This window comes from Exiguobacterium sp. s141 (assembly GCF_018618085.1).
Lineage (GTDB): Bacteria > Bacillota > Bacilli > Exiguobacteriales > Exiguobacteriaceae > Exiguobacterium > Exiguobacterium mexicanum_A.
In genome coordinates this window covers 1-24,642 of sequence record NZ_JACSLJ010000006.1, presented here as the reverse complement: position 1 = coordinate 24,642, position 24,642 = coordinate 1, and the positions used below count along the sequence as shown (strand labels likewise).

General features: G+C 54.4%; 29 protein-coding genes and 2 riboswitches. Of the genes, 13 read left to right on the top strand and 16 right to left on the bottom strand.

From position 1 onward, the window contains the following. The 3 genes from KNP74_RS12145 to KNP74_RS12135 are packed head-to-tail and all read right to left on the bottom strand — an operon-like array spanning position 1 to position 2,419. Entirely contained in the window at positions 1-618 is a 618-nt protein-coding gene (locus KNP74_RS12145; protein WP_128123584.1) for a methylthioribulose 1-phosphate dehydratase, read from the bottom strand. After that, a complete protein-coding gene (locus KNP74_RS12140; protein WP_214764504.1) occupies positions 615-1,265 on the bottom strand; it encodes a 2-hydroxy-3-keto-5-methylthiopentenyl-1-phosphate phosphatase in 651 nt (216 codons plus the stop codon). Before KNP74_RS12140 ends, KNP74_RS12145 begins: the two co-directional genes overlap by 4 nt. Beyond that, a complete protein-coding gene (locus tag KNP74_RS12135; RefSeq protein ID WP_214764418.1) occupies positions 1,262-2,419 on the bottom strand; it encodes a 2,3-diketo-5-methylthiopentyl-1-phosphate enolase in 1,158 nt (385 codons plus the stop codon). Before KNP74_RS12135 ends, KNP74_RS12140 begins: the two co-directional genes overlap by 4 nt. A 69-nt stretch (positions 2,420-2,488) precedes the next feature. Next, a riboswitch (SAM riboswitch) is annotated at positions 2,489-2,590 on the bottom strand. Positions 2,591-2,794: 204 nt separating this feature from the next. Continuing rightward, positions 2,795-2,897, top strand: a riboswitch (SAM riboswitch). Between the two features lie 81 nt (positions 2,898-2,978). Between KNP74_RS12135 and mtnK the strand changes: the two genes are divergently transcribed. The 5 genes from mtnK to KNP74_RS12110 are packed head-to-tail and all read left to right on the top strand — an operon-like array spanning position 2,979 to position 8,606. Further along, positions 2,979-4,130 carry an S-methyl-5-thioribose kinase gene (gene mtnK / locus KNP74_RS12130; RefSeq protein ID WP_214711275.1) on the top strand — a complete coding sequence of 384 codons (1,152 nt, stop codon included), beginning with the start codon at positions 2,979-2,981 and terminating at the stop codon, positions 4,128-4,130. Beyond that, on the top strand, positions 4,127-5,161 hold the full coding sequence (mtnA, locus tag KNP74_RS12125; protein WP_214764417.1) for an S-methyl-5-thioribose-1-phosphate isomerase: 1,035 nt from the start codon (positions 4,127-4,129) through the stop codon (positions 5,159-5,161). The genes mtnK and mtnA overlap by 4 nt, the downstream gene beginning before the upstream one ends. Next, the gene (locus KNP74_RS12120) at positions 5,154-6,230 is read left to right on the top strand and encodes a sugar ABC transporter substrate-binding protein (RefSeq protein ID WP_214764416.1); all 1,077 of its coding nucleotides are present in this window, start codon (positions 5,154-5,156) and stop codon (positions 6,228-6,230) included. The genes mtnA and KNP74_RS12120 overlap by 8 nt, the downstream gene beginning before the upstream one ends. Beyond that, complete coding sequence (locus KNP74_RS12115; protein ID WP_138858697.1) at positions 6,230-7,603, top strand: sugar ABC transporter ATP-binding protein; 1,374 nt, start codon at positions 6,230-6,232, stop codon at positions 7,601-7,603. The genes KNP74_RS12120 and KNP74_RS12115 overlap by 1 nt, the downstream gene beginning before the upstream one ends. A 1-nt stretch (position 7,604) precedes the next feature. Beyond that, positions 7,605-8,606 carry an ABC transporter permease gene (locus KNP74_RS12110; RefSeq protein ID WP_214719182.1) on the top strand — a complete coding sequence of 334 codons (1,002 nt, stop codon included), beginning with the start codon at positions 7,605-7,607 and terminating at the stop codon, positions 8,604-8,606. Positions 8,607-8,615: 9 nt separating this feature from the next. Here the strand turns inward: KNP74_RS12110 and KNP74_RS12105 are convergent, their stop codons facing one another. After that, on the bottom strand, positions 8,616-9,101 hold the full coding sequence (locus tag KNP74_RS12105; protein ID WP_214764415.1) for a GNAT family N-acetyltransferase: 486 nt from the start codon (positions 9,099-9,101) through the stop codon (positions 8,616-8,618). Between the two features lie 79 nt (positions 9,102-9,180). On the opposite strand from KNP74_RS12105, the gene KNP74_RS12100 reads away from it, so the two are divergent. Next, positions 9,181-9,561: a VOC family protein gene (locus KNP74_RS12100; protein ID WP_138858699.1), complete on the top strand. Its 381-nt coding sequence runs from the start codon at positions 9,181-9,183 to the stop codon at positions 9,559-9,561. A gap of 28 nt (positions 9,562-9,589) precedes the next feature. On the opposite strand, the gene KNP74_RS12095 is transcribed toward KNP74_RS12100, so the two are convergent. Further along, the gene (locus KNP74_RS12095; protein ID WP_138858700.1) at positions 9,590-9,895 is read right to left on the bottom strand and encodes a winged helix-turn-helix transcriptional regulator; all 306 of its coding nucleotides are present in this window, start codon (positions 9,893-9,895) and stop codon (positions 9,590-9,592) included. A 118-nt stretch (positions 9,896-10,013) separates the two neighbouring features. On the opposite strand from KNP74_RS12095, the gene KNP74_RS12090 reads away from it, so the two are divergent. From KNP74_RS12090 to KNP74_RS12075, 4 genes are read left to right on the top strand one after another with little or no spacing between them, the layout of a single operon-like run. Beyond that, complete coding sequence (locus tag KNP74_RS12090; RefSeq protein WP_021066026.1) at positions 10,014-10,505, top strand: lactoylglutathione lyase family protein; 492 nt, start codon at positions 10,014-10,016, stop codon at positions 10,503-10,505. Between the two features lie 2 nt (positions 10,506-10,507). Then, entirely contained in the window at positions 10,508-11,488 is a 981-nt protein-coding gene (locus KNP74_RS12085; RefSeq protein WP_214764414.1) for a zinc-binding dehydrogenase, read from the top strand. 49 nt (positions 11,489-11,537) lie between these two features. Beyond that, positions 11,538-12,596 (top strand): threonine aldolase family protein, encoded by a 1,059-nt coding sequence (locus tag KNP74_RS12080; RefSeq protein ID WP_214764413.1) that lies wholly within the window; start codon positions 11,538-11,540, stop codon positions 12,594-12,596. 23 nt (positions 12,597-12,619) lie between these two features. Then, positions 12,620-12,991: a YidH family protein gene (locus KNP74_RS12075; RefSeq protein ID WP_214711283.1), complete on the top strand. Its 372-nt coding sequence runs from the start codon at positions 12,620-12,622 to the stop codon at positions 12,989-12,991. Between the two features lie 42 nt (positions 12,992-13,033). Here the strand turns inward: KNP74_RS12075 and KNP74_RS12070 are convergent, their stop codons facing one another. From KNP74_RS12070 to KNP74_RS12050, 5 genes are all read right to left on the bottom strand, one after another. Then, complete coding sequence (locus KNP74_RS12070; protein ID WP_138858704.1) at positions 13,034-13,534, bottom strand: SRPBCC family protein; 501 nt, start codon at positions 13,532-13,534, stop codon at positions 13,034-13,036. A gap of 77 nt (positions 13,535-13,611) precedes the next feature. Next, positions 13,612-15,903 (bottom strand): bifunctional glutamate--cysteine ligase GshA/glutathione synthetase GshB, encoded by a 2,292-nt coding sequence (gene gshAB / locus KNP74_RS12065; RefSeq protein WP_214764412.1) that lies wholly within the window; start codon positions 15,901-15,903, stop codon positions 13,612-13,614. After that, the gene (locus KNP74_RS12060; RefSeq protein WP_214764411.1) at positions 15,887-17,215 is read right to left on the bottom strand and encodes an MATE family efflux transporter; all 1,329 of its coding nucleotides are present in this window, start codon (positions 17,213-17,215) and stop codon (positions 15,887-15,889) included. The genes gshAB and KNP74_RS12060 overlap by 17 nt, the downstream gene beginning before the upstream one ends. A gap of 133 nt (positions 17,216-17,348) precedes the next feature. Then, entirely contained in the window at positions 17,349-17,813 is a 465-nt protein-coding gene (locus KNP74_RS12055) for a hypothetical protein (RefSeq protein WP_214711286.1), read from the bottom strand. Then, positions 17,810-18,019, bottom strand: coding sequence for a helix-turn-helix transcriptional regulator (locus KNP74_RS12050; RefSeq protein WP_021066034.1), 210 nt, complete (start codon positions 18,017-18,019; stop codon positions 17,810-17,812). The genes KNP74_RS12055 and KNP74_RS12050 overlap by 4 nt, the downstream gene beginning before the upstream one ends. A 119-nt stretch (positions 18,020-18,138) precedes the next feature. On the opposite strand from KNP74_RS12050, the gene KNP74_RS12045 reads away from it, so the two are divergent. Next, complete coding sequence (locus KNP74_RS12045; protein ID WP_214764410.1) at positions 18,139-19,071, top strand: ring-cleaving dioxygenase; 933 nt, start codon at positions 18,139-18,141, stop codon at positions 19,069-19,071. 29 nt (positions 19,072-19,100) lie between these two features. Beyond that, positions 19,101-19,598 (top strand): hypothetical protein, encoded by a 498-nt coding sequence (locus KNP74_RS12040; RefSeq protein WP_214764409.1) that lies wholly within the window; start codon positions 19,101-19,103, stop codon positions 19,596-19,598. Positions 19,599-19,639: 41 nt separating this feature from the next. Here KNP74_RS12040 and KNP74_RS12035 read toward each other — a convergent pair whose 3' ends face one another. After that, on the bottom strand, positions 19,640-20,080 hold the full coding sequence (locus tag KNP74_RS12035) for an RrF2 family transcriptional regulator (protein WP_021066036.1): 441 nt from the start codon (positions 20,078-20,080) through the stop codon (positions 19,640-19,642). Positions 20,081-20,270: 190 nt separating this feature from the next. Here KNP74_RS12035 and KNP74_RS12030 point away from each other — a divergent pair, with 190 nt between their 5' ends. Then, positions 20,271-21,371: a globin domain-containing protein gene (locus tag KNP74_RS12030; RefSeq protein ID WP_138858710.1), complete on the top strand. Its 1,101-nt coding sequence runs from the start codon at positions 20,271-20,273 to the stop codon at positions 21,369-21,371. A 61-nt stretch (positions 21,372-21,432) separates the two neighbouring features. Here KNP74_RS12030 and KNP74_RS12025 read toward each other — a convergent pair whose 3' ends face one another. From KNP74_RS12025 to KNP74_RS12005, 5 genes are read right to left on the bottom strand one after another with little or no spacing between them, the layout of a single operon-like run. Further along, positions 21,433-21,981, bottom strand: a complete 549-nt coding sequence (locus KNP74_RS12025; RefSeq protein ID WP_214764407.1) for a hypothetical protein — start codon at positions 21,979-21,981, stop codon at positions 21,433-21,435. Positions 21,982-22,040: 59 nt separating this feature from the next. Next, the gene (locus tag KNP74_RS12020) at positions 22,041-22,454 is read right to left on the bottom strand and encodes a DUF350 domain-containing protein (RefSeq protein WP_021066039.1); all 414 of its coding nucleotides are present in this window, start codon (positions 22,452-22,454) and stop codon (positions 22,041-22,043) included. Then, positions 22,451-23,674: a glutathionylspermidine synthase family protein gene (locus KNP74_RS12015; RefSeq protein WP_214764406.1), complete on the bottom strand. Its 1,224-nt coding sequence runs from the start codon at positions 23,672-23,674 to the stop codon at positions 22,451-22,453. Before KNP74_RS12015 ends, KNP74_RS12020 begins: the two co-directional genes overlap by 4 nt. Then, a complete protein-coding gene (locus tag KNP74_RS12010; RefSeq protein ID WP_214711063.1) occupies positions 23,671-24,036 on the bottom strand; it encodes a hypothetical protein in 366 nt (121 codons plus the stop codon). The genes KNP74_RS12015 and KNP74_RS12010 overlap by 4 nt, the downstream gene beginning before the upstream one ends. Then, positions 24,033-24,491 (bottom strand): hypothetical protein, encoded by a 459-nt coding sequence (locus KNP74_RS12005; protein ID WP_214764405.1) that lies wholly within the window; start codon positions 24,489-24,491, stop codon positions 24,033-24,035. The genes KNP74_RS12010 and KNP74_RS12005 overlap by 4 nt, the downstream gene beginning before the upstream one ends. Positions 24,492-24,642: the final 151 nt, after the last annotated feature.

The following is a 24,642-nucleotide window of genomic DNA, read 5'->3' as shown; positions in this document are numbered from 1 at the left end:
TTATGAATGGACGCCTAGGGCGCGTAGTTTTAATGTATAGCTGAACAAGAACTCGTAAGCCTCTAAATAGCGTTTGGCCGCGGCCGGGGTCTCGCCCCAGACGGTGATGCCGTGATTGCGAATGAGGACGGCACCGGCGTTTGCGTGAATGTGAGGGGCGAAAGCGGCCGCAAGAGTCGGAATGTCCGCATGGTTCTCGATAATCGGTACGCGGACGACCGCATCCTCGTCCCAGAAGCCGAGCGCTTTGATGATTTCTTGACCGGTGAAGACGACTTCGCCGGTAGCGGCATGGAGCTCGGAGATGACATTATTGTCGACCGTATGGACATGGAGCGAACACGTCGCATCCGTCCGATTGAACACTTCGACATGTAGCAGCGTCTCGGCGGATGGTTTTCCTGTCTGTTCGCCGATTAAGCGTCCGCCCGCATCGACATGAACAAAGTCGTCTGGCGTTCGTTTCCGTTTATCGCGTCCACTCGCCGTGACGAGAAATTCGAGCGGGTCGTCAGAGACGCGAATCGCCAAATTCCCACTCGTTCCGGGGAACCAGTCGCGGGCGGCGAGTTCGTCTTTAATCTCGGCCAGTTCAAGCCAACGTGCCGTAAGGCTCATACGGGCACCTCCTTCAAGTGATGGGTGATGTCGTCGAACGTCTCGAACGGGGCGTAACGGATGCCTGCGTCTTCGCAGAGCGTGATGAGTTGACCCCGGGCGTAGACGAAGTCGGCACGCTTCGCGACCTCGAAGTCGGTCACCGAGTCGCCGATGATGATTAAACGGTCACTCGGATTGACGATACGGCGGGCAATCGTCGGCTTGCAACAGCCGCAATCGTTCGTACACTGTTCGTCACAAGCGTGCGGCCACGTGACGGTTACCGTCTCGTCGGAGAAGTCGGCGACGTTACAGTAGATATGCTCAGGGGCGACGTGACCATCTAAGACCGGCTGGACGAAGAAGTCCATCCCGCCGCTGACGACGTCAAACTTCCAACCGTGCGCCCGAACCTGTTCTAAAAATGATGGGAACCCTTGGCGGAGCGTGATCCGCTCCAACAAATAATCGTGGTAAGCCGGGGCGGCCTCGCTCGGCAATAGTTGAAACAGTTGACCGACGCCGGAGCGGATTGAAATCCGTTGCTCGAGGACCGCATCTTTCAACTCGACCCAAGCCGGCGGGGCGAACGCTTTCATCAACGCGATGATATTGTCTTCCGCCGTGATCGTCCCATCGAAGTCGCACAGGATGTGGACCGTCATCGTGACGCCCACGCCTTTAACGCGGTATCGAGTTCGTCCGTCTGTCCTGCGGTGTGACCGAGGACGTGAGTGATGGCTTGGCGGAAAGCACGGGCCCCGGCGGCTGCACCGTCCGGGTGACCATGAATGCCACCGCCGGCGTTGATGACGACCTCCGTCCCGAAATCACGAATGATATCGGCGACAAGCCCCGGATGAATCCCGGCTGACGGGACCGGTAAAATTGGTTTCGACCAATGCGGTTCGGCGCTCAAGTCACGAATCGCGAACGCCTCGTCCCGTGGTGTCGCGAGCGAACCGTATGGAGACGGGAAGAGCGTCAAATCGGCCCCGGCGAGACGTGGGAGTTTACCGAGTAAGAGCGAATGACTGATGGACCCGGTCAAGGCGCCGGCAAAGGCCGGGTGGGCCAAAATCGGCACACGGATGTCTGGGTCGTTCGCAAGTTCGCGCAGTGCGTCAAGACCGTACGTATAGACGTTGAATAGGAGCGCCGTCGCACCGGCCTCGATCAGCCGGAGCGCCTGATCGCGAAGACCGAACACAGGGCCGCTCAGCGTGATGGCGTAGAGGACACGTTTCCCGGTCGCCTCAAAGTGCGCTTGAATGACGGCCGCTCCGATCCGGGCCCGTTCGAGCGACGGCGTGAGCGGATTGTCGTATAAAATCTCGTCGTCTTTGACGATATCGATGCCGCCGGCGAACTGATCGCGGAGTTGCTGCTCGAGAAACGCGAGGTCACGCCCGATGACGCCTTTGAAGATGCTCATGACGAGCGGACGGTCATGGACACCGAGCAACTCGCGAATCCCGTCGACGCCGAACTTGGCGCCTTTGAAATGAGGGGCGAGCGTTTCGGGCAACGTCAAATCGATTAACCGAATAGAATCGTCGAGGGATAGTTTCCCGAACGTCGTCGTCAAGATGGATGAAAAGTCAGGGCTGACATTATGTAACGGATAGCGGATCGTGAACCGGCTCGTCGTCTCCGTATGGGTGGTCGATACGACCTCACCCCGGTACGCCTGTAACTGCTCTTGCTCTAAATGACGCAGCTCGGTCCATGTGCCGACGGTCAGCTCGAGGGCGATTTTGTCGGCAATGCTTGCGACCGCATCCGTCCGTTTGATTTCATATGTGGCAGTGATACTCATATGGTTCCTCCTTCCAGGCAAACAAAAAATGACCCCATGCCGAGGCAAGAGGTCATCATAAAAAATGAACTCTTATCTCTCAGCTTTCGCTGCAAGAATTAGCACCGTGCCATCTCTGGTCGGTTGCTGCGACATCATCGGGCTCGTCCCTCCGTCTGCTCTTGATAAGAATGTGATTTGAAGTTGTGAAATTTAATTGAATTTTTACACAGATTCGTCACGTCGTCAATTCCTTTTTTTCCAAAAAAAATATTTTGGGAAGTTGTTTCCATATATGCACAAAAAAAGACGAGTGGCACGGAGAAAAGGACGTTGACAATTGTGACGTCGAGTCCGTAATATTCATCACATAAGTTCACCGAATCGAATAAACCACTCTTATCGCGAGTTGGCAGAGGGAATTGGCCCGATGACGCCGCAGCAACCGACCATTAGGCACGGTGCTACATCCACCAGACGAATGTCTGACAGATGAGAGGAACAACCATTTTGGCTGTGCCTCTTTCTCGCGGAGAAAGGGGCTTTTTTTGTGGGCAACGTACAGGAAGGGGAAAACATCATGTCATATCAACCATTTACAGAACAGTCTGTTGTCGAGCACGTCCGTCAATTAGGATACTTGCAAGACGGAATCGCCGAGTGTGAGGAAATCGGGGACGGCAATTTGAATCTCGTGTTTCGGATTCGCCAAGGCGAACAGCGCCTAATCGTCAAACAGGCGCTCCCATACGCTAAAGTCGTCGGTGAGAGCTGGCCGCTTACACTCGAACGGGCATGGATTGAACAGTTGGCACTCCGTGAGTTTGCGAACGTGGCGCCGCGTTTCGTCCCGGACGTCCTCGGTAGCGACCGGACGCTCGCCTACACGATTTTAGAAGATCTGTCTGATTATGAGATTGTCCGCACCGGTTATTTGAAAGGGGAGAGCTATCCGGAACTCGCGCGTCATGTCGGTGAATTTTTAGGCGAGACGCTGTTCGCGACGTCGGATTATGCGGCCGGCCCGATCGCGAAGAAGCGGATTGAACGTGACTATTACAACCCGGAACTGTGTGACATCACCGAGAAGCTCATCTTCACCGACCCGTTCAAAGACGCGGAGTCGAACAACATCGAGGCGGCGCTTCGAGAAGATGTCGAACGCCTTTGGCAAGACCAGGCGCTCAAGGTCGAGGTGACGAAACTGAAAGTCGGATTTGTCACGAAACATGAGGCGCTTCTGCACGGTGACCTACATACAGGCAGCATCTTCGCGACCCAACAAGAGACGAAAATCATCGATCCAGAGTTCGCATTTTACGGACCGTTCGGCTTTGATTTGGGCCAAATTATCGCCCATTTGACGCTGTCGACGTTCCATGACCCGCTCAAACGCTTCGAACGTTTCACGGACGTCTTGACGGTGTGGGAGACGTTCGAGAAGACGTTCCGGGCCAACTTTGAGCGCGCTGTCGAGCCGTTCAATACGGACGGTTTCGTCGACGAATTGTTGCGGACAATCTTCAGCGACACGATCGGCTATGCCGGTTGCGAACTCATTCGCCGTGCCGTCGGACTCGCCGGTGTCGCCGATCTCGAGACGTTGCCGGAAGCGACGCGGCTCGAACGAAAACGTGACGCGCTTGCCCTCGGGACGGCGCTCATTAAAGAACGCCACAGCGTCGAATCGATTGACGACTTGGTGACGCTTTTGTCGGGGGTGCGCGTATGACGGTCCAAAACATCCGCTTTAATTCGCAAACGGACGAACTCATCCTATTGGATCAGACGTTGTTACCACATGAAGAGCGTTACGTGACAATCGAGACGCTCGAACAGGCCGAACATGCCATCGAGACGCTCCAAGTCCGTGGTGCCCCGGCCATCGCTTACTTCGGGGCGTTCGTCCTCGCCAAAGAGGCAGGCCGGTTAGTCGACGACCCGGACTTCACCCGTCGACTCGACCTCGTTGGACGCCGCTTGATTGCGACAAGACCGACGGCGGTCAATCTGCAAAACGTGATCGAATCGCTCCTTGATTTAAATGTCGGGGACGACTTTGAGGCGATTGCCGAGGAAATCAAACGCCGCGCCATCGCTTTGTACGACCGGGACGTCGATACATATCGGGCCATCGGCGAGCATGCGCTGACGGTGTTGCCGGCCGGGGGGAACGTGTTGACAATCTGCAACGCCGGTGCCATCGCGACATCGCGATACGGCACAGCGCTCGCGCCGTTTTACGTCGGAAAAGAACAGGGCGTATCTTTCAACGTCTTCGCCTGTGAGACGCGGCCGCTCCTGCAAGGGGCACGCCTCACTGTCTGGGAACTCGACCGGGCCGATATCGACGTGACGCTCATCACCGACAATATGGCGGCTTGGACGATTCAGTCAAAACGAGTCGACGCCATCATCGTTGGAGCTGACCGTATCACACGGACGGGTCACGTCGCCAATAAAATTGGGACGTTGCAGCTCGCCGTCCTTGCCAAACATTACGGCATTCCGTTCTATGTCGCGGCGCCGCATTCGACGTTCGATTTGACGGCGGATGACACGATTGAAATCGAGGAGCGGAACCCGTCAGAAGTGACACATATCGGTGGTCAACCGACGGCACCCGTCGGCATCACCGTCTTCAATCCGGCGTTCGACGTCACCCCACCGGACCTCATCACCGGACTCATCACCGAGGCGGGTGTGTTCGAGCCGACAGAGACTGCCATCACACATCATGTAGGGGGAACAATTCATGTCTAAAAAACTATTAATTTTACTATTCACATTCGTCTTGGCGCTCGTCGGTTGCACGAACGAACAAGCGGCCCCATCGAAGCCGGCTGAGAAGACACCGGAGACGAAACCCGTCTCGGTCTCGAATGCCACACTTCCGAAAGATATCGATGTCGCCCTGATCATGCAGATGTCGATCGGGACGTTCTCGTCGCAGTATATCAACGGGGTGACGGAACAAGTCGAATCGTTCGGCGGCAACGTGAAAGTGTACAACGCCGACAACGACCTGTCGAAGATGGCGAGCTATGTCGATACGGCGACGACGCAAGGCGTCGATGTCATCTTGATCGACCATGGCCGTGCCGATGCGTTGAAAGAACCGGTCCAACGCGCGCTCGATAAAGGCATCAAAGTCGTCGCGTTCGACAACGATTTGACGAACGAAGGCGTGACCATCATCGACCAAGACGACTATTCGCTCGCTTGGCGTTCACTCAAGGCACTCGCCGAAGATTTGGACGGTGAAGGCAAAATCGTCACGATTTGGGTTGGTGGCTTCACACCGATGGAACGTCGCCACACGATTTATGATGCGTTCTTGAAGCGTTACCCGGGTATCACAGAAGTCGCCAAGTTTGGTTCGGCGACGAACAATACGGCGCTCGACACACAGAGCCAGATGGAAGCAATTTTGAAGAAGTATCCGGAAGGTGAGATTGATGCCGTGTTCGCGATGTGGGACGAGTTCGCTAAGGGTGCGAGCCGTGCCATCAAACAGGCCGGACGCGATGAGATCGCCGTCTATGGGATTGATTTGAGCGATGAAGATTTGCAGCTCATGCAAGAGGACGGTAGCCCGTGGAAAGTGACGGCGGCGACCGATCCGGCTGAAATCGGACGGATTCAAGTCCGTTACGCGTATCAAAAATTAGCTGGTGAAGAGACGCCGTCGATTCATTCGGTCGACCCATATCTCGTCGACCGCGACGTCTTGCCGGACGAGAAAGTAACGATGGACGACCTCGGTCAATACGTCCCGAACTGGGGCGCATCAGACGCGGCCTGGTCGGACTGGATGAAAGGGACGGACTGATGTTACGGCTTGAACGCGTCACGAAACGCTATGGTGATGTCACGGTGCTCGACGACGTCAGCTTCACGCTCCGCCGTGGCGAGATTCATGGCTTGCTTGGGTTGAACGGGGCCGGGAAGAGCACGCTCGTGAAGCTGTTGAGTGGCGCCATCATCCCCACATCCGGGACGATCGAGCTCGACGAGACACCGGTCACATTCACACCGGCCGAGGCGATACGCCGTGGGATCATCACGGTGTCGCAAGAAGTCGATGACGCCCTCTATCTCGATTTACCGATTTATGAAAACGTCGTGCCGTGGCAGGCGGTCGAACGGATTCGTCCTCGTGAACTAAAACAGCGAGCGGCCACCTACTTGGAACGTGTCGGACTAGAGATTGACGTGACCGAACCGGTCGGACGATTCCCGCTCAGCGTCAAACAACGTGTCTTGATTGCCCGGGCGCTCGCGAGTGATGCGGCCTACCTCTTGCTCGACGAACCGACGGCCGCCTTGTCGACGGAAGATGCGACGTCACTGCTCACGTTATTGCAGTCGCTCGCAGAGGAAGGTGTCGGCATTCTTCTCATCACGCATCGGTCGGACGAACTGTCGCGCGTCACCACGACGACGACGTTCCTCCGGGATGGCCGTATCGCCTATGAAGGGCCGTTTCAGGCGTTGTCAGAACGGGATATCCATACGTATTTGAGCGGATCTGACATGGCAGAAGCGGTAGAGAAAGCCGTTCCGGAAACCGAGATGCGGATTCAGGCAGAGCTCACGTTACCGGCGTTCGGGACGAGTTTGCCGTTCACGGCGTATAAAGGCGAAGTCGTCGGCATCGGCGGTGTTACCGGGAGCGGGAAGACGGAGTTGATCGAGGCGCTATTCGGTCTCTCCGGCGTTGAACAACAGATGACGTTGGACGGAAAACCAATCAAGATTCGAGAACCGCGTCAGGCGGTCCGGTCCGGGTTCGCCCTCGTACCGGAAGAACGCCGGAAACAGGGACTCTTCCTCGACGATTCGATTGAACGGAACGTCCTCGCGATCGAAGGGAAGGCGAACGCAGTCACGCGCGTCTTGGCCTCGCTCCGTGTGAAATACGACCAGGTCGGGCAACCGGTCCGAGAGCTGAGCGGGGGGAATCAACAAAAAGTTGTCCTCAGCAAATGGCTCCTCGAGGACCGGGACGTCTATCTGCTCGACGAACCGACGAAAGGCGTCGACGTGACGGCGAAACGGGATATTTATGAACTCGTCACCCGCCTCGCGAAAAGTGGAAAGACTGTCATCTTTACGTCGAGTGAACCGCATGAACTAGAATTGATCGCCAACCGGACGCTTTGGCTCGACCGCGGCCGTTGGCAACAGAAAGGAGGGGTTTAACATGGCCCAACTCGTCATCAAACAACGCACGAAACGCTTCAGCGGCATCGGTCAATACGGGACGTTGTTCGCGATTCTCGCACTCATCGCCGTCTTCGGCGTGACGAACGACCAGTTTTTGACGTACGCGAACTTCAGCGACATCATCAAGTCCGTATCGATCGTCTCGCTGCTCGCCCTCGGAGTGACGTTCTCGCTCATCGTCGGCGGGTTCGACTTATCGGTCGGCTCAACGGCGAGCCTCGCGACAATCGGTGCGGCGTCGAGTCTCGTATTACATAGTCAAGAACTGCTCGTCGCTTTGCTCGTCCCGATTGCCCTCGGCGTGCTCGTCGGACTGTTGAACGCGCTCGTGACAATCAAGTTTCGGTTACCGGATTTGCTCGCGACGCTCGCCATCATGTACGTCATCAACGGGGTCCAATTGACGTATACGAAAGGTTTTTCAATCTACGACAACATGCCGATTGAAGGAGGGACGGCACCGGGACGTTTTATCCCGTCGTTCCTCTTCATCGGCCAAGGTTCAATCGGACCTGTCCCGTTCGTCGCCATCTTGATGATTCTCTTCTTCGCCGGAGCCCATCTATTTTTGACGTATTCGAAGACGGGACGCGAGTTTTATTACGTCGGCTCGAACGTCGAGGCGGCCCGCCGCTCCGGCATCGCCGTCACGCGCATCAAGCTGTACGCGTATGTGTTGAGTGGTCTGTTCGCAGCCATCGGCGGCATCATCTTGGCGTCGCGCATCGGTACCGGACAAGTATCGGCCGGAGCACCGCTCCTCATGGACGCTGTCGCAGCCGCCTATATCGGTTACGCCGTCTTCGGGACCGGACGACCGAACGTCGTAGGTACGTTAATCGGTGCCGTCTTGATTGGGATTTTGTTGAACGGACTGACGATGTGGGACGTGCCGTATTACGCACAAGACATCGTCAAAGGCACAATTTTGATTGCGGCGCTCGGCTTGTCATACATCCAAAAGAAACAGCTCACATAGGAAAAGTCCTCAGAACGGTTGGTTCTGAGGACTTTCTTGACGTTCCATCTGAATAAAATTGAACGTGCTCCCGTTCGTCGGTTGTTGAAACGAACCGGTCTGCTTGAACCCGCACGTCTCATAGACACGAATCGCCCGCGCGTTGAAGGCGGCGACGGACAAGGTGATGCGATGCGATGAGTAAGTCGCTTTGACGAAGTCGAGAATCGATGTGACGAACGTCCGTCCGCTCCCGTTCCCGGTCAAATCGGGCTTCATGCCGAGACCGATATCGACCGTTTCAGCATCCGTTTGCGTGACGCTCACGAACCCGACGAGTGCACCGTCAGACGTGATGGCGAACACCGACTGTCCGCGCTGTTCGACGTCTAAAAATTCGGCTAAATCGTCTTTGTCGGCCGCCATATTGTAAAACGCATAATCGCCTTCGTAGTGCCATGTGTAGGCGATTGTTTCCGCCTGTGGCTGGGTCAGGACAGCGAATTGATGGGTCATTTGAATTTCCTCGTTTCACGAGCAGGATGTAGTGCTACACTCATCATAGCACCACCAACTTGGAAAATGAGGTGATCACATGGGAATCAAGCTAGATATGATTGGCATCGTCGTCGAAGACATGAAACGGGCGCTCGATTTTTACCGTTTGCTCGGCCTATCGATCCCGGAAGCGATGGATGGGGAAGCGCACGTCGAAATCGATGACGGCGGTGTCCGGCTCGCCTTCGATACGGTCGAAGTGGCGGAGTCGGTGTATGGGGAATGGAAACCGGCGACGGGGCACCGGGTCGAACTCGCCTTCTTGTGCGATAGTCGGGATGAGCTGGATGCGCGCTATGAAGCGATCGTCGGAAACGGTTATGCCTCGCACCGCGAACCGTGGGATGCGTTTTGGGGACAACGTTATGCCATCGTCATCGACCCGGATGGAAACCTCATCAGTCTATTCGCCGCATGACAAAACCCGCGCCGGATTCGGCGCGGGTTTATTCGTCGTGTGTCTCGCCCCAAGAGCAGAGCGCCTTCATGGCTGGTTGCAGGCTGAGTGCGTCCTCGGTGAGCGAGTATTCGACGTGAAGCTGTTTCTCGGTCGAATAGTCGATGCGACGGACCATACCGAGCTGTTCGAGTTCGCGCAGTTGATCGGTCAACACCTTGCGGCTGACGTCAGGGATGGCGCGTTGAATCTCAGAAAAGCGGCGCGGGCCGTTTTCGAGCGTACAGTACACTTGAGGCCGCCATTTACCGCCGATGATGTCGAGCGCCTTATTGACGGGGAACGGGGTCGTCATGTTCAATTCGCCTCGCTTTCGGGTAGTTACTTGAATGTGCGTACTTTTTTTTATTGCTTCGATGAAGGTATCGTATCGTTATCCATCAAATTGAGCAAACAAAAAGGAGCAGATGACAGTGACATATCCACGTACATTCTCACATATCGGGCTATCGGTCCCGAGTGTGACCGAAGCAGTTAAATTTTATGAGGACGTGATGGGCTGGTACACCATCATGCAACCATCGGACGTCGTCGAGGACGACTCGCCGATCGGTGTCATGTGCACGGACGTATTCGGACCGGGCTGGGGCAGCTTCAGAATTGCCCACATGTCGACGGGTGATAAGATTGGCATCGAGCTGTTCGAGTTCCCAAACAATGAGAAGCCGGAGAATAATTTCGAGTTTTGGAAGACGGGTATTTTCCACTATTGTGTTCAAGACCCGGACATCGAAGGGCTCGTTGAGAAAATCGTCGCCCATGGCGGAAAACAACGGATGCCAATCCGGGAATATTACCCGGGCGATAAACCGTACCGGATGGTGTATTGTGAAGACCCGTTCGGCAACCTCGTCGAAATCTACTCGCATTCCTATGAACTGACGTATTCGGAAGGAGCGTATTGAGCATGAAGGCTTGGCTACTTGATCAACCTGGATTAGAACATCTGCACATCGGTGAGGTGGAGCGACCGACACCAGATGCGGGCGAACTGCTCATCAAAGTCGAAGCGGTCGCCTTGAACCCGGTCGACTATAAAGTCGGCACGAACGGCAACCCGAACTGGTCCTATCCACACATTCTCGGCGTCGACCTGGTCGGGGAAGTCGTCGAAGTCGGTTCGAGCATCGCCAATATCATTACCGGTTCACGTGTCGCCGTCCACACGAGTCTTGGAAACAACGGCGGCTTCGCCGAGTATGCGGTCGTCGATGCGCGTGCTTGCGCCGTCGTCCCGCCGGAAGTGAGCGACGAGGCCGCTGCGGCCATCCTCTGTGCCGGCATGACAGCGTATGAGGCTATCATGCAGAAGTTGAACACGCGCGACAAAGAGACGATTCTCGTCCACGCCGGAGCGGGAGGAGTCGGTGGTTACGCGATTCAACTCGCCAAAAAACTTGGGCTTAAAGTGTTCACGACGGCATCGCCGGAAAACTTTGACTGGGTCACATCACTCGGTGCCGATGTCGCCATCGACTACAACGTCGAGGACGTGACGGAGAAAATCATGGAACTGACAGACGGTCGCGGTGTCGACCTGATTTTGAACACGGTCGGACGCGATGTGGCGACGGCCGATCTCGACCGGCTCGCATTCAGTGGACAGCTCGCTTATATCGCCGGTCCACCTGACATGTCGAACATGAAAGGGTTCACGCTGTCGCCGTCGATTCATGAAGTCGCCCTCGGTGCGGCCCATGCGAGTGAGAACGAGCGGGCCATCCGTAACTTGTCGTATATGGCCGAAGAGATGATGAAGCTGCTCGAGGCGGGTGAATTGAACGACCTCGTCACGGACGTCTTGCCGTTCGAACGGTTAAAAGATGGTTTGGAACAGCTACAAACACGAAAAGTACGCGGCAAATTAATCGTCCGCATGCGCGACTAACTGATGGCCTCCTGTCTATGGACAGGGGGCTTCTTGTGGAGGGGATGACATGGATTTACGGACATCGTATCAACAGACGTCACATCAACTGAGCGGTCACGGGAAACGAACTGTCGGCGTCTTGCAACAGGCGTTCGCTGAGGTCGACCCGAATCAGGTGAGCGACCACTATGGGACGGGCGAGGTCATCATGCGGTTCGAGCAAAAAATGGCGCAAGAACTGGGTATGGAGGATGCGATTTTCTTCCCGAGCGGCACGATGGCACAACAAATCGCCTTACGGATTTGGGCGGACGAGACCGAAAATCGAAACGTCGCCTATCATCCGCTCTGTCACTTGGAGATTCACGAACAGGACGGGTTGAAGGAGTTGCATCACCTCGAACCGATTTTGCTTGGGGATGACGACCGGTTGATGACGCTCGACGAAGTGAAGGCGTTACCGGATGTCGCCTGCCTGTTGATTGAGTTGCCACAACGGGAACTCGGCGGTTACTTACCGTCATTTACTGAACTTGAGGCGATTAGTCATTTGTGCCAGGAGCGAGGGATTCGTCTGCATCTAGATGGAGCGCGCCTCCTCGAGACGCTCCCATATTATGAGAAGACAGCGGAGGAAGTATGTGCGTTGTTCGATAGCGTCTACGTCTCATTCTATAAAGGCATCGGCGGTATTGCAGGTGCCATCTTAGCAGGACCTAAACCGTTCTGTGACGAGGCGAGAATATGGAAACGGCGGTACGGCGGTGACTTGATTGGACTGTACCCGTACATCATCCCGGCTGACTATTACTACGAGCTACGGAAAGACCGAATGGGGATGTATGTCGAGCAGGCGAAGGAACTGGCGCGCCGCTTCAATGCGCTCGACGGAGTGTGGACGACACCGGAAGTCCCGGTGACGAACATGTTCCATCTTCATCTCGAAGGGGACGACGAAGCGGTCGCGGCACGGATTCAATCCGTTCAAGAGACGACAGGGGTCGGCGTCACGGGCTATCTCGTATCACATGACGACTATTGTTCGACCGAGATCAGTATCGGGGATGCGTATGGAGAGATTGATGAACATCAACTCAATCGATTATTCGAACAATTAGAGCAATGATGAGCTAGAAAGAAGGGATATCGGTGAAACTAGATTTAGAGAAGACGGTCGATTCGCAGTACATCCAGCAACATCTCGCCAATGAGCGGACGTTCCTCGCCTGGATTCGGACGGCCATCACGGTCATCGGAATCGGCTTTCTCGTGACGAACTTCCACTACTATCGAAGTGAAAATTTGAACGGGGCCGAGCACCAATTGATTACGGCGATCGGCATCTTGTCGATCATCTTTGGGATCGCGACGATCCTCGTCGGGACCCGGTCGTATTTGAAAAAGGTGCATACGATCAACTCTCAGCAGTTCAAATCGGCGAAGATGAGCCTTGTCGCGCTCGCCATCGGGATGGTTTTCATTTTCACGTTGATTTTGATTGTCAGTTACTTTTTATTTTGACGACAAACAAGCACCGTGCCTCGAGAGGGACGGTGCTTGTTGTTATCGAGAGATGATGGCGTCGAGCCGTTCGAGTTGCGAAGAGAAGCCTTCGACGGCCCCCATCTCGACGACTTGCTGGAGCGACTCGGCGTCCGTGAATTCGGAGCGGCTGATGAACAGTGTGCCGTTCGGGATGTCGACAAACTCGTTCGTGATCGTCATGACGGGAAGTTCGGGATTGACGTGTCCGTCCGCGTCCGAAAATGCGTCCGTATAGACGATTTTTCGGTGCGGATCGATTTCGAGGAACGTCGATTTCCCCCATGACTCCATACCGTAATAGTCACCCTGCTCCTTGTCGACACACGTCATTTTGTAATGCCATGTGCCACCTGGTTCGAACTCGAACGTACGAACCTCTGTCTTCCATCCGGCCGGTCCCCACCATGCTTCGAGGTGGGCCGGTGTTGAGAATGCCTCGAACACGAGCGCACGCGGCGCGTTAAAACTGCGTTCGACGACTAATGTTTTGCCTTCGATTTGAGATTTCACTTTTTCCATTAGAAAGACCCCTTTCTCGAGAAAGAAGATACATCTGTCTAATCAATGTAGTCTCTATTCCCGATTCATGGACCTCTTCAACCTCTTCCGTCAAATAACAAATCGAGCACGGTCTCGCCAATCGGTCGTTCCTTGCCTTCGTAAGGGAAGGCGTGGATATGGATGGCCGGATTGAAGTTCAGCTCGATGATGCCGTAGTCACCTTCACGCGCGAGCGACGGAATCATCATGTCGACGCCGCAAATCGTCGCGCCAATCGCTCGGGCTGACTCGACCGCGATCCGTTTGTATGAATCGGAAATCTGGTCTGTATAGTCGATACTGTCACCGCCCGTGCTGATGTTCGAGTTCTCACGAAGGAAGACGAGTTCGCCATCGGCGAGGACACTGTCTGGCGTCTTGCCTTGTGGACGCAGGAACGCGACGACGATGTCATCGATGTCAATTTTTTCGAGCGGTGTCTTATAGCCTTTCCCGCGGAGCGGATCCTCATTCTTTTTGGCGACGAGTTCACGAATCGTCGATACGCCGTCCCCGGTCACGTTCGCCGGGACACGGTGCAAAATGCCCGCGACCTCGTCTCCGATGACGAGGAAACGATACTCGTTCCCAGGCAGGAACGTCTCGAGCAGGACGACGTCGTCAAACGCAAGAGCGTGACGAAACGCCTCGAGCGCCTCCTCGAACGTCGTCCCGTCCTTGAAGATGTGAATGCCGATCCCGAAGTTCGTCGATTTTGGTTTCAAGACGATTGGTTCATTCGCGAACATAGTCCAGGCGTCCTGTAAATCGGCTTCACTGCGGAGTTCGATTCCTCCCGGAACACGGATGCCATGTTCGGCGAGCACATGTTTCGTCACCGTCTTGTTTTCCATCATGAGGACCGACACGTAGTTGTCTTTCGACGTCTTCGTCGCTTGTTTGACGTACTCGGTCTGGTTGCCGTTCCGGATTCGGATGAACTGATCATCCCGGTCAATCACGTCGACGGCATAGCCGCGTTTCAGGGCCGCCTTCATCAAAATCTGCGTCGACAGCTCCATATCCGTGTAGCCGTGCATCCGGAACCGGTTAGCGTATGCGTCTTGATAGAACAGTTCGGCTTGTCGGAGCGACCACTTTGTATAGCCGTCTGTCATCATGGCGGAGGTGAGGCGTGACGCGTAAGTCGCCTCGACACGGTCAATCCGATCCCGGACAGAGGCAAAGACGTCGTCGAACCCGAGTGTGTATCGGTCATTGAACGCTTCAATTTCGTCGAGCAAATCGCGTGCGTACGTCTGAAGTGGCACCGCCTCGCCATTGCGGTACAGCAAAAGCGTTGGAGATAGGCCTTGTTTCGCCACGCGTTGCTGGTTGTGGAACGCCTCTGCCTGCCAATCCACAAATCGTGTCTCGTCTTTCAACGTCAAGTAGAGCAAGAAGACGTGCAAGAACTTCAAATCGGACAGGGCGATACCGGTCTTCTCGAACGGGTTCAAATCGATATTGCGAATCTCGATGTAATCGATGCCGTTCGTCTCGAGTCGTTCCAAGTCATTGCCGCCTCGTGACGTCTTCAGCCGAATCGGGGAGTAGAGCTCGTTCGGGTTGGCGATGTCGCCTTGAACGATGAAGCGACGCACGCTCGCGGTGTAGTCTGAGAGTGTTGAATAGTCCGGATAGAGCGGCTCGACATTCGTGTAGCCGCAGTCACTATTCCGGTACGATAACGCCGTCGTATTCGAATACACGTCCTCGCTGAGTGCCTGCATTTGACTGACGCAACGTTCTTCATAGCTCGTATGGACAGCCGGTGTCCCGCCTAACAGATAGACGACGAGCCAACGCGTCCGTAAATAGTTGCGGACGAGTTTTAAATAAAGGTCGTTCTTGAAACGGTCGTAGCGTTCCGGCGATCCTTCATAGAGGGCGGCAATCAACTCGTCTGCGAACGAGAAGTTGAAATGGATGCCCGAGATGAGCTGTTTTTTCGCCCCGTATTTTTGGAGCAGGTGTTCCCGATAGCGGCCGGCCTCGAGTCCTGAATTGCCGAAATCCGCGAGCGGGATGACCCCGCCGTCCGGAAGCGCGCACGGCATCGATTGCGGCCAAAGCCGTTCGTCACCGATATTCAGTGCCGTGATGTCGTACAGTGTCTCTAAGAAATTGTGCGCCGCTTCGACGGTCGGAAACGTCGGGGTAATCAGTTCAATCTGACTTTCCGAGAAGTCGGTCGTAATATACGGGTGCGTCGCCTTGTCACCGAGTCCTGTCGGATGTTTCGTTACGGCGAGCGTCCCTTCAGGTGTCACGCGGAGCATTTCACGCTCGATGGCGAAACGTCCGTGCAACAATTGTTTGGTTAGTTGATTAAATCGCTTCTGCAAGGGAAGTCACTTCCTTTTTCATTAGTCGGACATAGAGGACAGAGACGAGCCCTTTGACGATGCTTGAGATGGCGATGCTCCACCAAATGGCATCGAGACCGAGATAGGGCTCGAGGGCAAGCGCGAGCGGGATGCGGGCGACGGTGAAGACGATCGAGATCGTCGCCGGAATTTTCGGTAGCCCGAGTCCGGAGAAGTAGCCGTTCCCAATCATCTCGAAGGAGGCGAAGATGAGCGAGATTCCGATGATCCGTAAATAGTTCGCACCGATGTCAATCGTTGTCGGGTCATCGACGAACAGCCCGATTAGGACGTCCGGTACGAATAAAAACACGAGGGTGATCAACCCGGTATACAAGACACCGAGTCGTGTCGTCACCCGATAGCCCTCATGGACCCGGTCCACTTTGCGGGCGCCGAGATTTTGTCCCGTGTAACTTGCGATGGCACCGTTCAATCCGCCGATCATCATATAGGCGATCGACTCGACTTGAAGCCCGATGCGCTGGGCCGCGATCGCTTCGGTCCCGTATGAGCCGATCATGCGGGCGAGGAAAATACTGATGACCGTGAACAAGACGCGCTGGGTCGCCATCGGGAAACCGAGGCGAAGAATTTCTTTATAGTCCGTGCGATTTGGTTCGACCGTCTCTTCCCAATCGAACAAAGCGCGGGCCCGGTGCCAGAAGAAACCGAACATGACGACGTTCGCGACGAGCGTCGCGAGACCGGCTCCGACGACGCCGAGTCCGAGCGGATAGATGAAGAGCGGTGACAGGATCATATTGAGGGTGACCCCGGTCGCGTTGATACGCATCGCCGTCGTCGTATTGCCATAGGCACTGAACAGACGGGCGAACAACAAGTTGAAGAACGAAAAGATGAGCATCGGTGCACTGACGAGCAAATAGCTGTAAGCCAATCGTTCGACAGCCGGTGCGTCCATGTTCAAAAAGCCGATAAGCGCCTGGCCGAACGCGGCGAGGACGGTGACGAATAACAGGCCGAGACCAAGGTTCATCCGCCTCCCGGCCCGGACGTAGCGCTGAATCAACGCCTGATCCCGCCGTCCGACGGCTTGCGACACTTTGATGCCGGCGCCGACGACGATAAGGGATTGAATCGCCTGACCGAGCATGATATAAAAGCTGGCCGCGCCGATGCTGGCGACGGCGTCGCTACCGAGCGCACCGACCCAGAACATATCGACGAGACTATACGTGAACTGTAAAAGCGAACTGCCGACGAGCGGGAGGGCAAGCGCCACGATGACGCGTTGAACCTGACCGGTCGTCAAATCGATGGTTTTCACGATGAAAGACCCCTTCAATACATTTAGTATATAACCGTTTAGTTATATATAAGCACGACGTGACCGAATTCGCAATCGTAGGGAACGACTCGACGAAAAATCGACACAAAAAAAGGAATTCGATGTGAATTCCTTAACGGGTATAGGCGCGGATCCAAGTCGTCATATAGACGAGTGTCGAGATGATCAGTGTCGAGGCGAGCGCGTAAATCGGATAGGCTGGGAGCGCGTTCTCGAACAGCGGATAAAACATGAACGACGCCATGAGGAGCGGTACGGTGATCCCGAATGAGACGTAGGCCGCTTTCGTCGCTTTCGCCGTGATAATCTGTTCCCGCTCGTCGACTTCGCTAAATTCCGTCATCCGGACCGACCATTGGCCGAAGCTTAAGTTTTGGTTCGGGCGTGTCTTGAACGAATAGATTGTCCAAATGATAAAGAAGCCGACTAACAGCAAGAGCGGTAACAGGTTAAACTCAATCTCGAATCGGTCGGTCTCGATGACGGTCGACACGTTAGACAAGAACGAACTGAACAGAAAAGCCATCAGGACATACAAGATGATGCTGGAGATGGATTGGATGACGACGTGTTTCAATTTGTTTCCTCCTCGATTGTGAAAATAGATTCGACCGGTTCCTCGAACACGCGGGCGATTTGCATCGCCAGCAGAAGCGACGGGGTGTAGCTCCCCTTTTCGAGCGAGATGATCGTCTGTCTCGTCACACCGACCTTGGCTGCCAAGTCGCCTTGGGTCAATTGATGCCGGGCCCGCAACTCTTTGACGCGATTGATTAATGGCATGCCGCCACCTCATTTCTTGTTTCTATCTTCAGTGTAAAGTAAACTTTACTTAATGTAAAGCTAACTTTACTTACTTGTGGATGGTACAATATAATCAAAGTTGAAAGGGGAGAAGTGGGATGAAGGCGATTTTAGGACAACATCACGTATCGGCGATGACAGGGGACGCGTTGAAGAACTTGCGATTCTATACGGAGGTACTCGGGATGCGACTTGTCAAAAAGACGGTCAACCAAGACGATCCATCGATGTATCACTTGTTTTACGCAGATGAATCGGGGACACCGGGGACGGATTTGACGTTCTTCGAGCTGCCTTTTCTCGGGCAAACGTATAAAGGGTCGAGCAGCATCTCGCGGACAGCGCTTCGGGTGCCGGACGGGACATTGTCGTACTGGCTTGAACGATTTTCCGAATTCGGTGTACTCCATGATCCGGTCGAGGAAGTGCTCGGTCGTCCGACGCTTTACTTCGAGGACGAGGAGGGGCAACGGCTCTGTCTTGTCGAGGGCGGATCAGGGACGCCGCGGAAAAACGGACCGGTGCCGGCAGACGTCGCCGTCTTCGGCCTCGGATTTAGCGAGTGGACGGTGCGGCGGATCGAGAAGACGGAGCGGGTACTGACGGACGTGCTTGGTTATCGGTTCACGTCCGAGTTCGAACGGAACGGCCAATCGGTTCGTGTGTTCGAGACGGGGGACGGGGGTGTGGCGACCGAGATTCATCTCGTCGACCGTCCAGATTTACCGTCGGAGCGTCCAGGACGAGGCAGTGTCCACCACATCGCGATCCGCGTCGAGGATGATTTGGAGATGGCGCGTTGGGTCGAGCGGCTCGATTCATTCGGCATCAGTCATTCGGGCCTGATCGACCGTTATTATTTCAAATCGATTTATTTCCGTGAGCCGAGCGGGATTTTAGTGGAACTCGCGACGGACGGGCCGGGCTTTGCGACCGATGAGCCGGTCGAGTCACTCGGGGAACGCTTGGCGCTGCCGCCGTTTCTCGAGCCGCGACGAGCGGAAATCGAGGCGAAGTTGAAACCGCTATAATTGGTTACACGGCTAACATAAGTGAGAGGATGAAACGATTGGACGAGCAGGAGATTAGTCTTGTCATTTCTAAACTGTTAGGGGACATCATCGAGAAATATCCTCCGTATCAATGGGTCAAAACAGTAGAGTCGTTTCCACACCCCTACCAATTCAATAAAGTCAGCTATGACTATTCTGGGGACGTTGAGCCGATGACGAAGGAAGTGTTTCAAACCATCGTAAAAAACCTTGGAGAAAAAGAATGGTATTCGTCTCCATTTGAGGAGTTGTTGCACAACATCCATATTAATCAATGGAAACCGACTTTCATCTCAAATTTCGGAAAGGATTGGATATCCTATCACGATTTGCTTCAAGACGCATATGATGATTGGAAATATGAACACTTCGAATTGTACGACGAGGACGGGAATGAGCTTGATGAAAACCTCGAGATTGATTTGAACAATTGTTTATATCATTTCCTGGAACATACATCTCCTGAGTTATACGTGAAGAAAATCATGAAACGTTGGTGGGGATGACATGCAAACATCATACCGACATACAAAACCCGACGGACTATTCAGTCTGTCGGGTTTTGTATGCCTAGCAACATGGCGAGTTCGTTCGTCCGGTTGGCGACGAGGTCGGCGATTGTGTAGCGGTCGAGCACGTGCAGGAAGGCGAGCATCGCCTCGTTCAAGACGCTCCGCAAATCGCATGCGGGCGCGATGACACATCGTCCCTCGCCGAAACATTCGACGAGCTCGAACGGTTCCATCGTCCGGACGACGTCGCCGACGTTGATGTCCTCCATCGGTCGGGCGAGTCGGAAACCGCCGCCACGGCCACGCACCGATTCGAGATAACCGTGCTTGCCGAGCTCATAGACGACTTTCATAACGTGGTTCTTTGAAATCTGATATTGATCCGCCACTTCTTGAATCGTCACGAGACGATGGGAGAACGTGGCGCTATACATGAGTGTTCGGAGTGCGTAATCGCACGTTTGCGTGAGCCGCATGATGTTTCACCTCTTCATCCGTTCATTGTACAAGACATCTGACGAAAGCGCGACGATGGAAGATGTGAAAAAAGCGTGGCGGATTCAAGGCGGAAATTTGAACTTGTGTCTAAACAAGTATTTTATATATTGCTTTTGAAGTGACTTACCTCACATAATGGACGTGTACTTTCAAAAAGGGGGAAACAATATGTTAGATCAACAAACCATGGATATCGTCAAAGCAACCGCACCGGTCTTGAAAGACCACGGCGTTGCCATCACGAGTCACTTCTATAAGCGCATGTTCGAAAACAACCCAGAAGTCCGCCACTTCTTCAACCATACGAACCAAAAACGCGGTCGTCAGCCAGAGGCGCTCGCCAACGCTGTCTACGCGGCAGCCGTCCATATCGATCGTCTCGAAGCGATTCTTCCAGCCATCCAACCGGCGCTTCATAAACATAAGAGCTTGAACATCCGTCCGGAACATTATCCGATTGTCGGCGAGAACTTACTTGGCGCGATTCAAGACGTGCTCGGTGAAGCAGCCACGCCGGACATCATTGACGCGTGGGCGAAAGCATATGGTGTCATCGCCGACGTCTTCATCTCACTCGAGAAACAGATGTATGCCGATGCGCCATGGATCGGTTTCAAACCGTTCACGGTCGCTGAAGTGATCGAAGACACGCCGGAAGTGAAACGATTCCGGATCAAAGCGAACGATGGCGTCGTCGGGACGGCCATCCCAGGTCAATACATCTCGGTCCAAGCCCGTATCGCTGGGGAAGACATCTTGCACCATCGTCAATATAGCGTCGTCGAGACGACAGAAGACGGCTACTGGATCGCTCCGAAGGCGGAAGGTCTCGTCTCAAACTGGCTCCATGAGCAGACGGTCGGCACGGAAATTCCAGTGAGTGCCCCAGCTGGCGAATTTGTCCTCGAAGAGACAGATCGTCCGCTCACACTCGTCGCTGGCGGCATCGGCATCACACCGCTCTTCAACATGGCGAAAACGGCACTCGGCCAAGGGCGTTCAGTCACGTTATTGCACGCGGTTCGCAGCACGAACCTCCGTCCGCTCGGTGAAGAGCTCGATGAACTCGTAAACGCTGGTCTCCAGCTCATCACACACGTCGATGACGTATCAGGCTGCATGAGTGCGACACAACTCGAAGCACTTGATGTCGAGGGACACGACGTCTACACGTGCGGTCCGACCGCGATGATGGAGACGGTCGTCCAAACGATTCCACAAGCCCGTTATGAGTTCTTCGGTCCATCGGCCGTACTTGCCAAAGCATAAGAAAAGACGACTGCCAAAACAGTCGTCACATCACCGCAGACCGGTCATCGGTTTGCGGTTTTTATAATTGTTCAGAATGAAGCACATTTTTTTCACGGTCGAGCGTTTCGAGTGTCCAGTCGCCAAGTAGCGTCTTCTCTAGAGTAATCAAGTAAGTCCTTATATATCCTTCGTCTTGAGGATTGTTGACCATGTAGGTTTTACTCCAATCGGAATTCTGTAACCGCAAGTACACGACGTCTTCGGGTTGATTGTTCAACCGAACCCCAAGGTATTCGTCTGTTCCATTGCCAAGATGAGCCCAGTCGAATGGTGTTTCTTCAATTGTGTCACGTGTCGAGCTACTAAACTCACCGTTCGTTTTCATGATGCCTAGACCGAGAATCGTGTCGTCTGCGTTCGTGAATAGCGAGACGGTCGATCCTTCTAATTTATGGTATTCGTAAGCAGACCACCCTTGGGCAGTCATCTGGTCGTTCAATTCTTGTTGTACCTGTTCGGATGCTTGCTTTTCATGTACATCGTTATACGATTGGATTCCGGCGGTCACGGAAATGGTGATGACGGTGAGCATTCCCAGTAGCAAGATTAAAAATCCACGTGCAGACATTTCGTCCCTCCTTTATAGCAACAGCCCATGCCTCAATCCTGAGCGCATGGGCTGTTTGATTAGTACGTCAAGCTCGCGGCGACGATGATGCCGACGACGAGTGAGGCGGAGAAAAGGCTAATCCCGATGGCGAGGTTGCCGTTCTCGACTTCTTTCTCTAAGTTCACGCCTGGCGTCAGGACGTATTCAAACGTCCAGAAGGCGAGCACTTGAGCGAGAATCCCGACGAGTCCCCAGATGAAGGCATCGAGCAAGTTAACGCTGTTCGCCCACACCGTGTAGATGACGATGGCGAGTCCGATTGCTTTCCCCCAAAGTTTCAAGGCGACGGCGACGTTACCTTCTTTAATCAATTTACGTTCCGAATACTTCGTCGTAAGGGCGAAGACGACGAGTCCGGCTAAAATCAGGCCAAACCCTGTGCCGAGGTGAGCGAGGAAGCTCAAGATGGAATCGAGCGTGATGAACGTCATAAGTTATTCTCCTTTGTTGTGCCGATGGCTAAGTAGTAAGACTGGTTGTTCGTGATCATGCTGCCGGCGCGGACACCGAGAGCGGACGGATGGCCGTTCAAGCAAAAACAGCCGACCATGTAGTGCGTCTTAAGCGGACCGTTGACCGTGTTCGTCAGACGGGTCGGCAGCTCGATGAACTGTTGATACACCGCCGTCTCGTCCGCGTACGTCTGGAGCGCCTCTTTATGGAACGGGACACCGGCTTGGTCGTATAGGATGACCGAGTCGCCTTCCCGGCCGAAGGCGGGCTTTTGTACGTATGCGCTCTTGCCGATAAACGGCTCGGCCTCGAGATACGTCGGTAAAAAATACGTCTCGATGATAGAACGCTCCGCTTCGTCGAAATATGTATCGGCCTCATACAGTTCCCAAATGAGCGCTTGGACGCCTTTGGACTGCATGAGAAACGCCGAGAGCGGATTGAGGAGCGAGACGTGTTTGGCCGCGTTCAGTTCGAGCAGGCGGATGCCGATTAAATCGCCATCGGGTGCCCGGTCGTCGATCAGATGTTCAATCGGGTACGTCTGACGATACAAGACGTCAATCCGCTCCCCGGACGGTGTGAACACGCCGTCCGTATCGACGAGCAAACGGTCGAGCGGGACGAACTCCGACGGCAAGTCGAGCGTCTCTTGGAGGAAACGCGTCGTCCATTTGTCCTCGATGTTGTCATCGTGGGCCGTGAAGACGATTTTCGGTGTCCCGTCCCGGCCGAGTCGTTGCCACGCCGCGATGACGGCTTTTCGAAGTTCGGTCTTGAGCTCGTCGGTCGACGTCGCGTTCGGGTCATCGAGTCCGAATTCTGTCGTCACATAGCCGTTCACATCGAACAGTTCTTTGATGAACGTCGGCGTGTCGGCATTGAACTCCATCAATTTGATGGTGCCGTCTTTGACAATCCAGTCATAGCGGCCAATCACCGTCTCTTGCGGCAGCGCCTTGTCCCGAAGGAACGGCAAGCTCGCCTCGGGATAACCGAGCAAGCGGAGCGTATCGTCCGGGAGCGTTCGCAACAGCCGGTTCGTCTTGCGGAAAATCGTATCGACGTCACGCGTCGCCGCCCGAATCTGCCTCACCGCGTCCGTGGACATGGTGAGACAGTCGTAAAGGGCGTATTCCTCGTCGTTCAAGTCAGGCCAAAAGAAAGGGATTTGGCCGAATAATGCGTCCCGTTTCATCCCCCGAAGCCGCCTCGTGAGCCGCTCCCGAGTCCCGATTTGGAACTTGAGTTTGATTTGTTCGGGGTGATGCTGTTGGCGCCGCCATTCGAACGGTAATTCTTATAAGACGAGGAGTTCTTCAATGCACTCTTTGAATTGAACAAGCTACCGAGTAAGAAGAAGCTCCCGAAGTGAGGGGAGCGCTCGTCGTCACAGTAATATGACTCCGTCTCATCATCCCAGTCCCAATCGTCGCACTCATAGCCCGTCGGTTCTTCCGGTAACGTTGCTTGTTCGGTTTCGTCGGTGCCACACGCCGCGAGTGAAGCGGTTAATACCGCGGCTGACAGACTGCTCAAGATTTTTTTGCTTGTCTTCATGTTGATTCCTCCAATGTATAACCTGTAGGGGTGACGTAAATGACATAGACGCCACGATCTTCGTCCGCCTCGGCCGAGTCACGTTCATATTCTTTGCCGGCGACGTACAAATACTGACTGCCGATCATGGCGAGTGCGTCGAGATGCCGATCGACGTAATACGCCTCGAGCATCGGGTTGTCGAACCGGTCGTCGAGCGTCCGGATCTCCACTTTAATGTCGGTCGTCTCGTGCTTGTCGACGGGGCCTTCCGTGTAGCGGTCGACGTAAATCAAGAAATATTGTTCGCCTTCAAGCGCCGATGAGCGCTGTTTGTAGGTCATGCCGTCCTTGACGAAAAATTCGCATTCGCGGCGGGCGAGTACTTCATCGAGGCCGAGCGATGTATAATGGTAGAGTGGCTCGAACGAAAGTTCATTTTTATAGAGTCGATATTCTAAAACGATTGAGTTCATGACGTCGTCCTTTCTTTTTTCTTTCTATACGAAACCGAACTTGACACTCCCACGGCTAAAGCCGCAAGCCCATCCCTTCAGGATGGGTGGGATTCTGAAGTGCCCGTGCGGACGCAGGCCATTTCTGTTTTGTCCGAGCCTTCAGATGAGG

Bases quoted from the DNA above. Each gene is read 5' to 3' on its own strand.
- KNP74_RS12110 (WP_214719182.1), top strand. From the start codon at position 7,605: ATGGCCCAACTCGTCATCAAACAACGCACGAAACGCTTCAGCGGCATC.
- KNP74_RS12100 (WP_138858699.1), top strand. From the start codon at position 9,181: ATGGGAATCAAGCTAGATATGATTGGCATCGTCGTCGAAGACATGAAA.
- KNP74_RS12105 (WP_214764415.1), bottom strand. From the start codon at position 9,101: ATGACCCATCAATTCGCTGTCCTGACCCAGCCACAGGCGGAAACAATC.
- KNP74_RS12070 (WP_138858704.1), bottom strand. From the start codon at position 13,534: ATGGAAAAAGTGAAATCTCAAATCGAAGGCAAAACATTAGTCGTCGAA.
- KNP74_RS12040 (WP_214764409.1), top strand. From the start codon at position 19,101: ATGAAACGATTGGACGAGCAGGAGATTAGTCTTGTCATTTCTAAACTG.
- KNP74_RS12120 (WP_214764416.1), top strand. From the start codon at position 5,154: ATGTCTAAAAAACTATTAATTTTACTATTCACATTCGTCTTGGCGCTC.
- KNP74_RS12085 (WP_214764414.1), top strand. From the start codon at position 10,508: ATGAAGGCTTGGCTACTTGATCAACCTGGATTAGAACATCTGCACATC.
- KNP74_RS12145 (WP_128123584.1), bottom strand. From the start codon at position 618: ATGAGCCTTACGGCACGTTGGCTTGAACTGGCCGAGATTAAAGACGAA.
- KNP74_RS12050 (WP_021066034.1), bottom strand. From the start codon at position 18,019: ATGCCATTAATCAATCGCGTCAAAGAGTTGCGGGCCCGGCATCAATTG.
- mtnA (WP_214764417.1), top strand. From the start codon at position 4,127: ATGACGGTCCAAAACATCCGCTTTAATTCGCAAACGGACGAACTCATC.
- KNP74_RS12140 (WP_214764504.1), bottom strand. From the start codon at position 1,265: ATGACGGTCCACATCCTGTGCGACTTCGATGGGACGATCACGGCGGAA.
- KNP74_RS12015 (WP_214764406.1), bottom strand. From the start codon at position 23,674: ATGAAACGGGACGCATTATTCGGCCAAATCCCTTTCTTTTGGCCTGAC.
- KNP74_RS12005 (WP_214764405.1), bottom strand. From the start codon at position 24,491: ATGAACTCAATCGTTTTAGAATATCGACTCTATAAAAATGAACTTTCG.
- KNP74_RS12045 (WP_214764410.1), top strand. From the start codon at position 18,139: ATGAAGGCGATTTTAGGACAACATCACGTATCGGCGATGACAGGGGAC.
- KNP74_RS12025 (WP_214764407.1), bottom strand. From the start codon at position 21,981: ATGTCTGCACGTGGATTTTTAATCTTGCTACTGGGAATGCTCACCGTC.
- KNP74_RS12020 (WP_021066039.1), bottom strand. From the start codon at position 22,454: ATGACGTTCATCACGCTCGATTCCATCTTGAGCTTCCTCGCTCACCTC.
- KNP74_RS12010 (WP_214711063.1), bottom strand. From the start codon at position 24,036: ATGAAGACAAGCAAAAAAATCTTGAGCAGTCTGTCAGCCGCGGTATTA.
- KNP74_RS12030 (WP_138858710.1), top strand. From the start codon at position 20,271: ATGTTAGATCAACAAACCATGGATATCGTCAAAGCAACCGCACCGGTC.
- KNP74_RS12035 (WP_021066036.1), bottom strand. From the start codon at position 20,080: ATGCGGCTCACGCAAACGTGCGATTACGCACTCCGAACACTCATGTAT.
- KNP74_RS12095 (WP_138858700.1), bottom strand. From the start codon at position 9,895: ATGACGACCCCGTTCCCCGTCAATAAGGCGCTCGACATCATCGGCGGT.
- mtnK (WP_214711275.1), top strand. From the start codon at position 2,979: ATGTCATATCAACCATTTACAGAACAGTCTGTTGTCGAGCACGTCCGT.
- KNP74_RS12135 (WP_214764418.1), bottom strand. From the start codon at position 2,419: ATGAGTATCACTGCCACATATGAAATCAAACGGACGGATGCGGTCGCA.
- KNP74_RS12115 (WP_138858697.1), top strand. From the start codon at position 6,230: ATGTTACGGCTTGAACGCGTCACGAAACGCTATGGTGATGTCACGGTG.
- KNP74_RS12080 (WP_214764413.1), top strand. From the start codon at position 11,538: ATGGATTTACGGACATCGTATCAACAGACGTCACATCAACTGAGCGGT.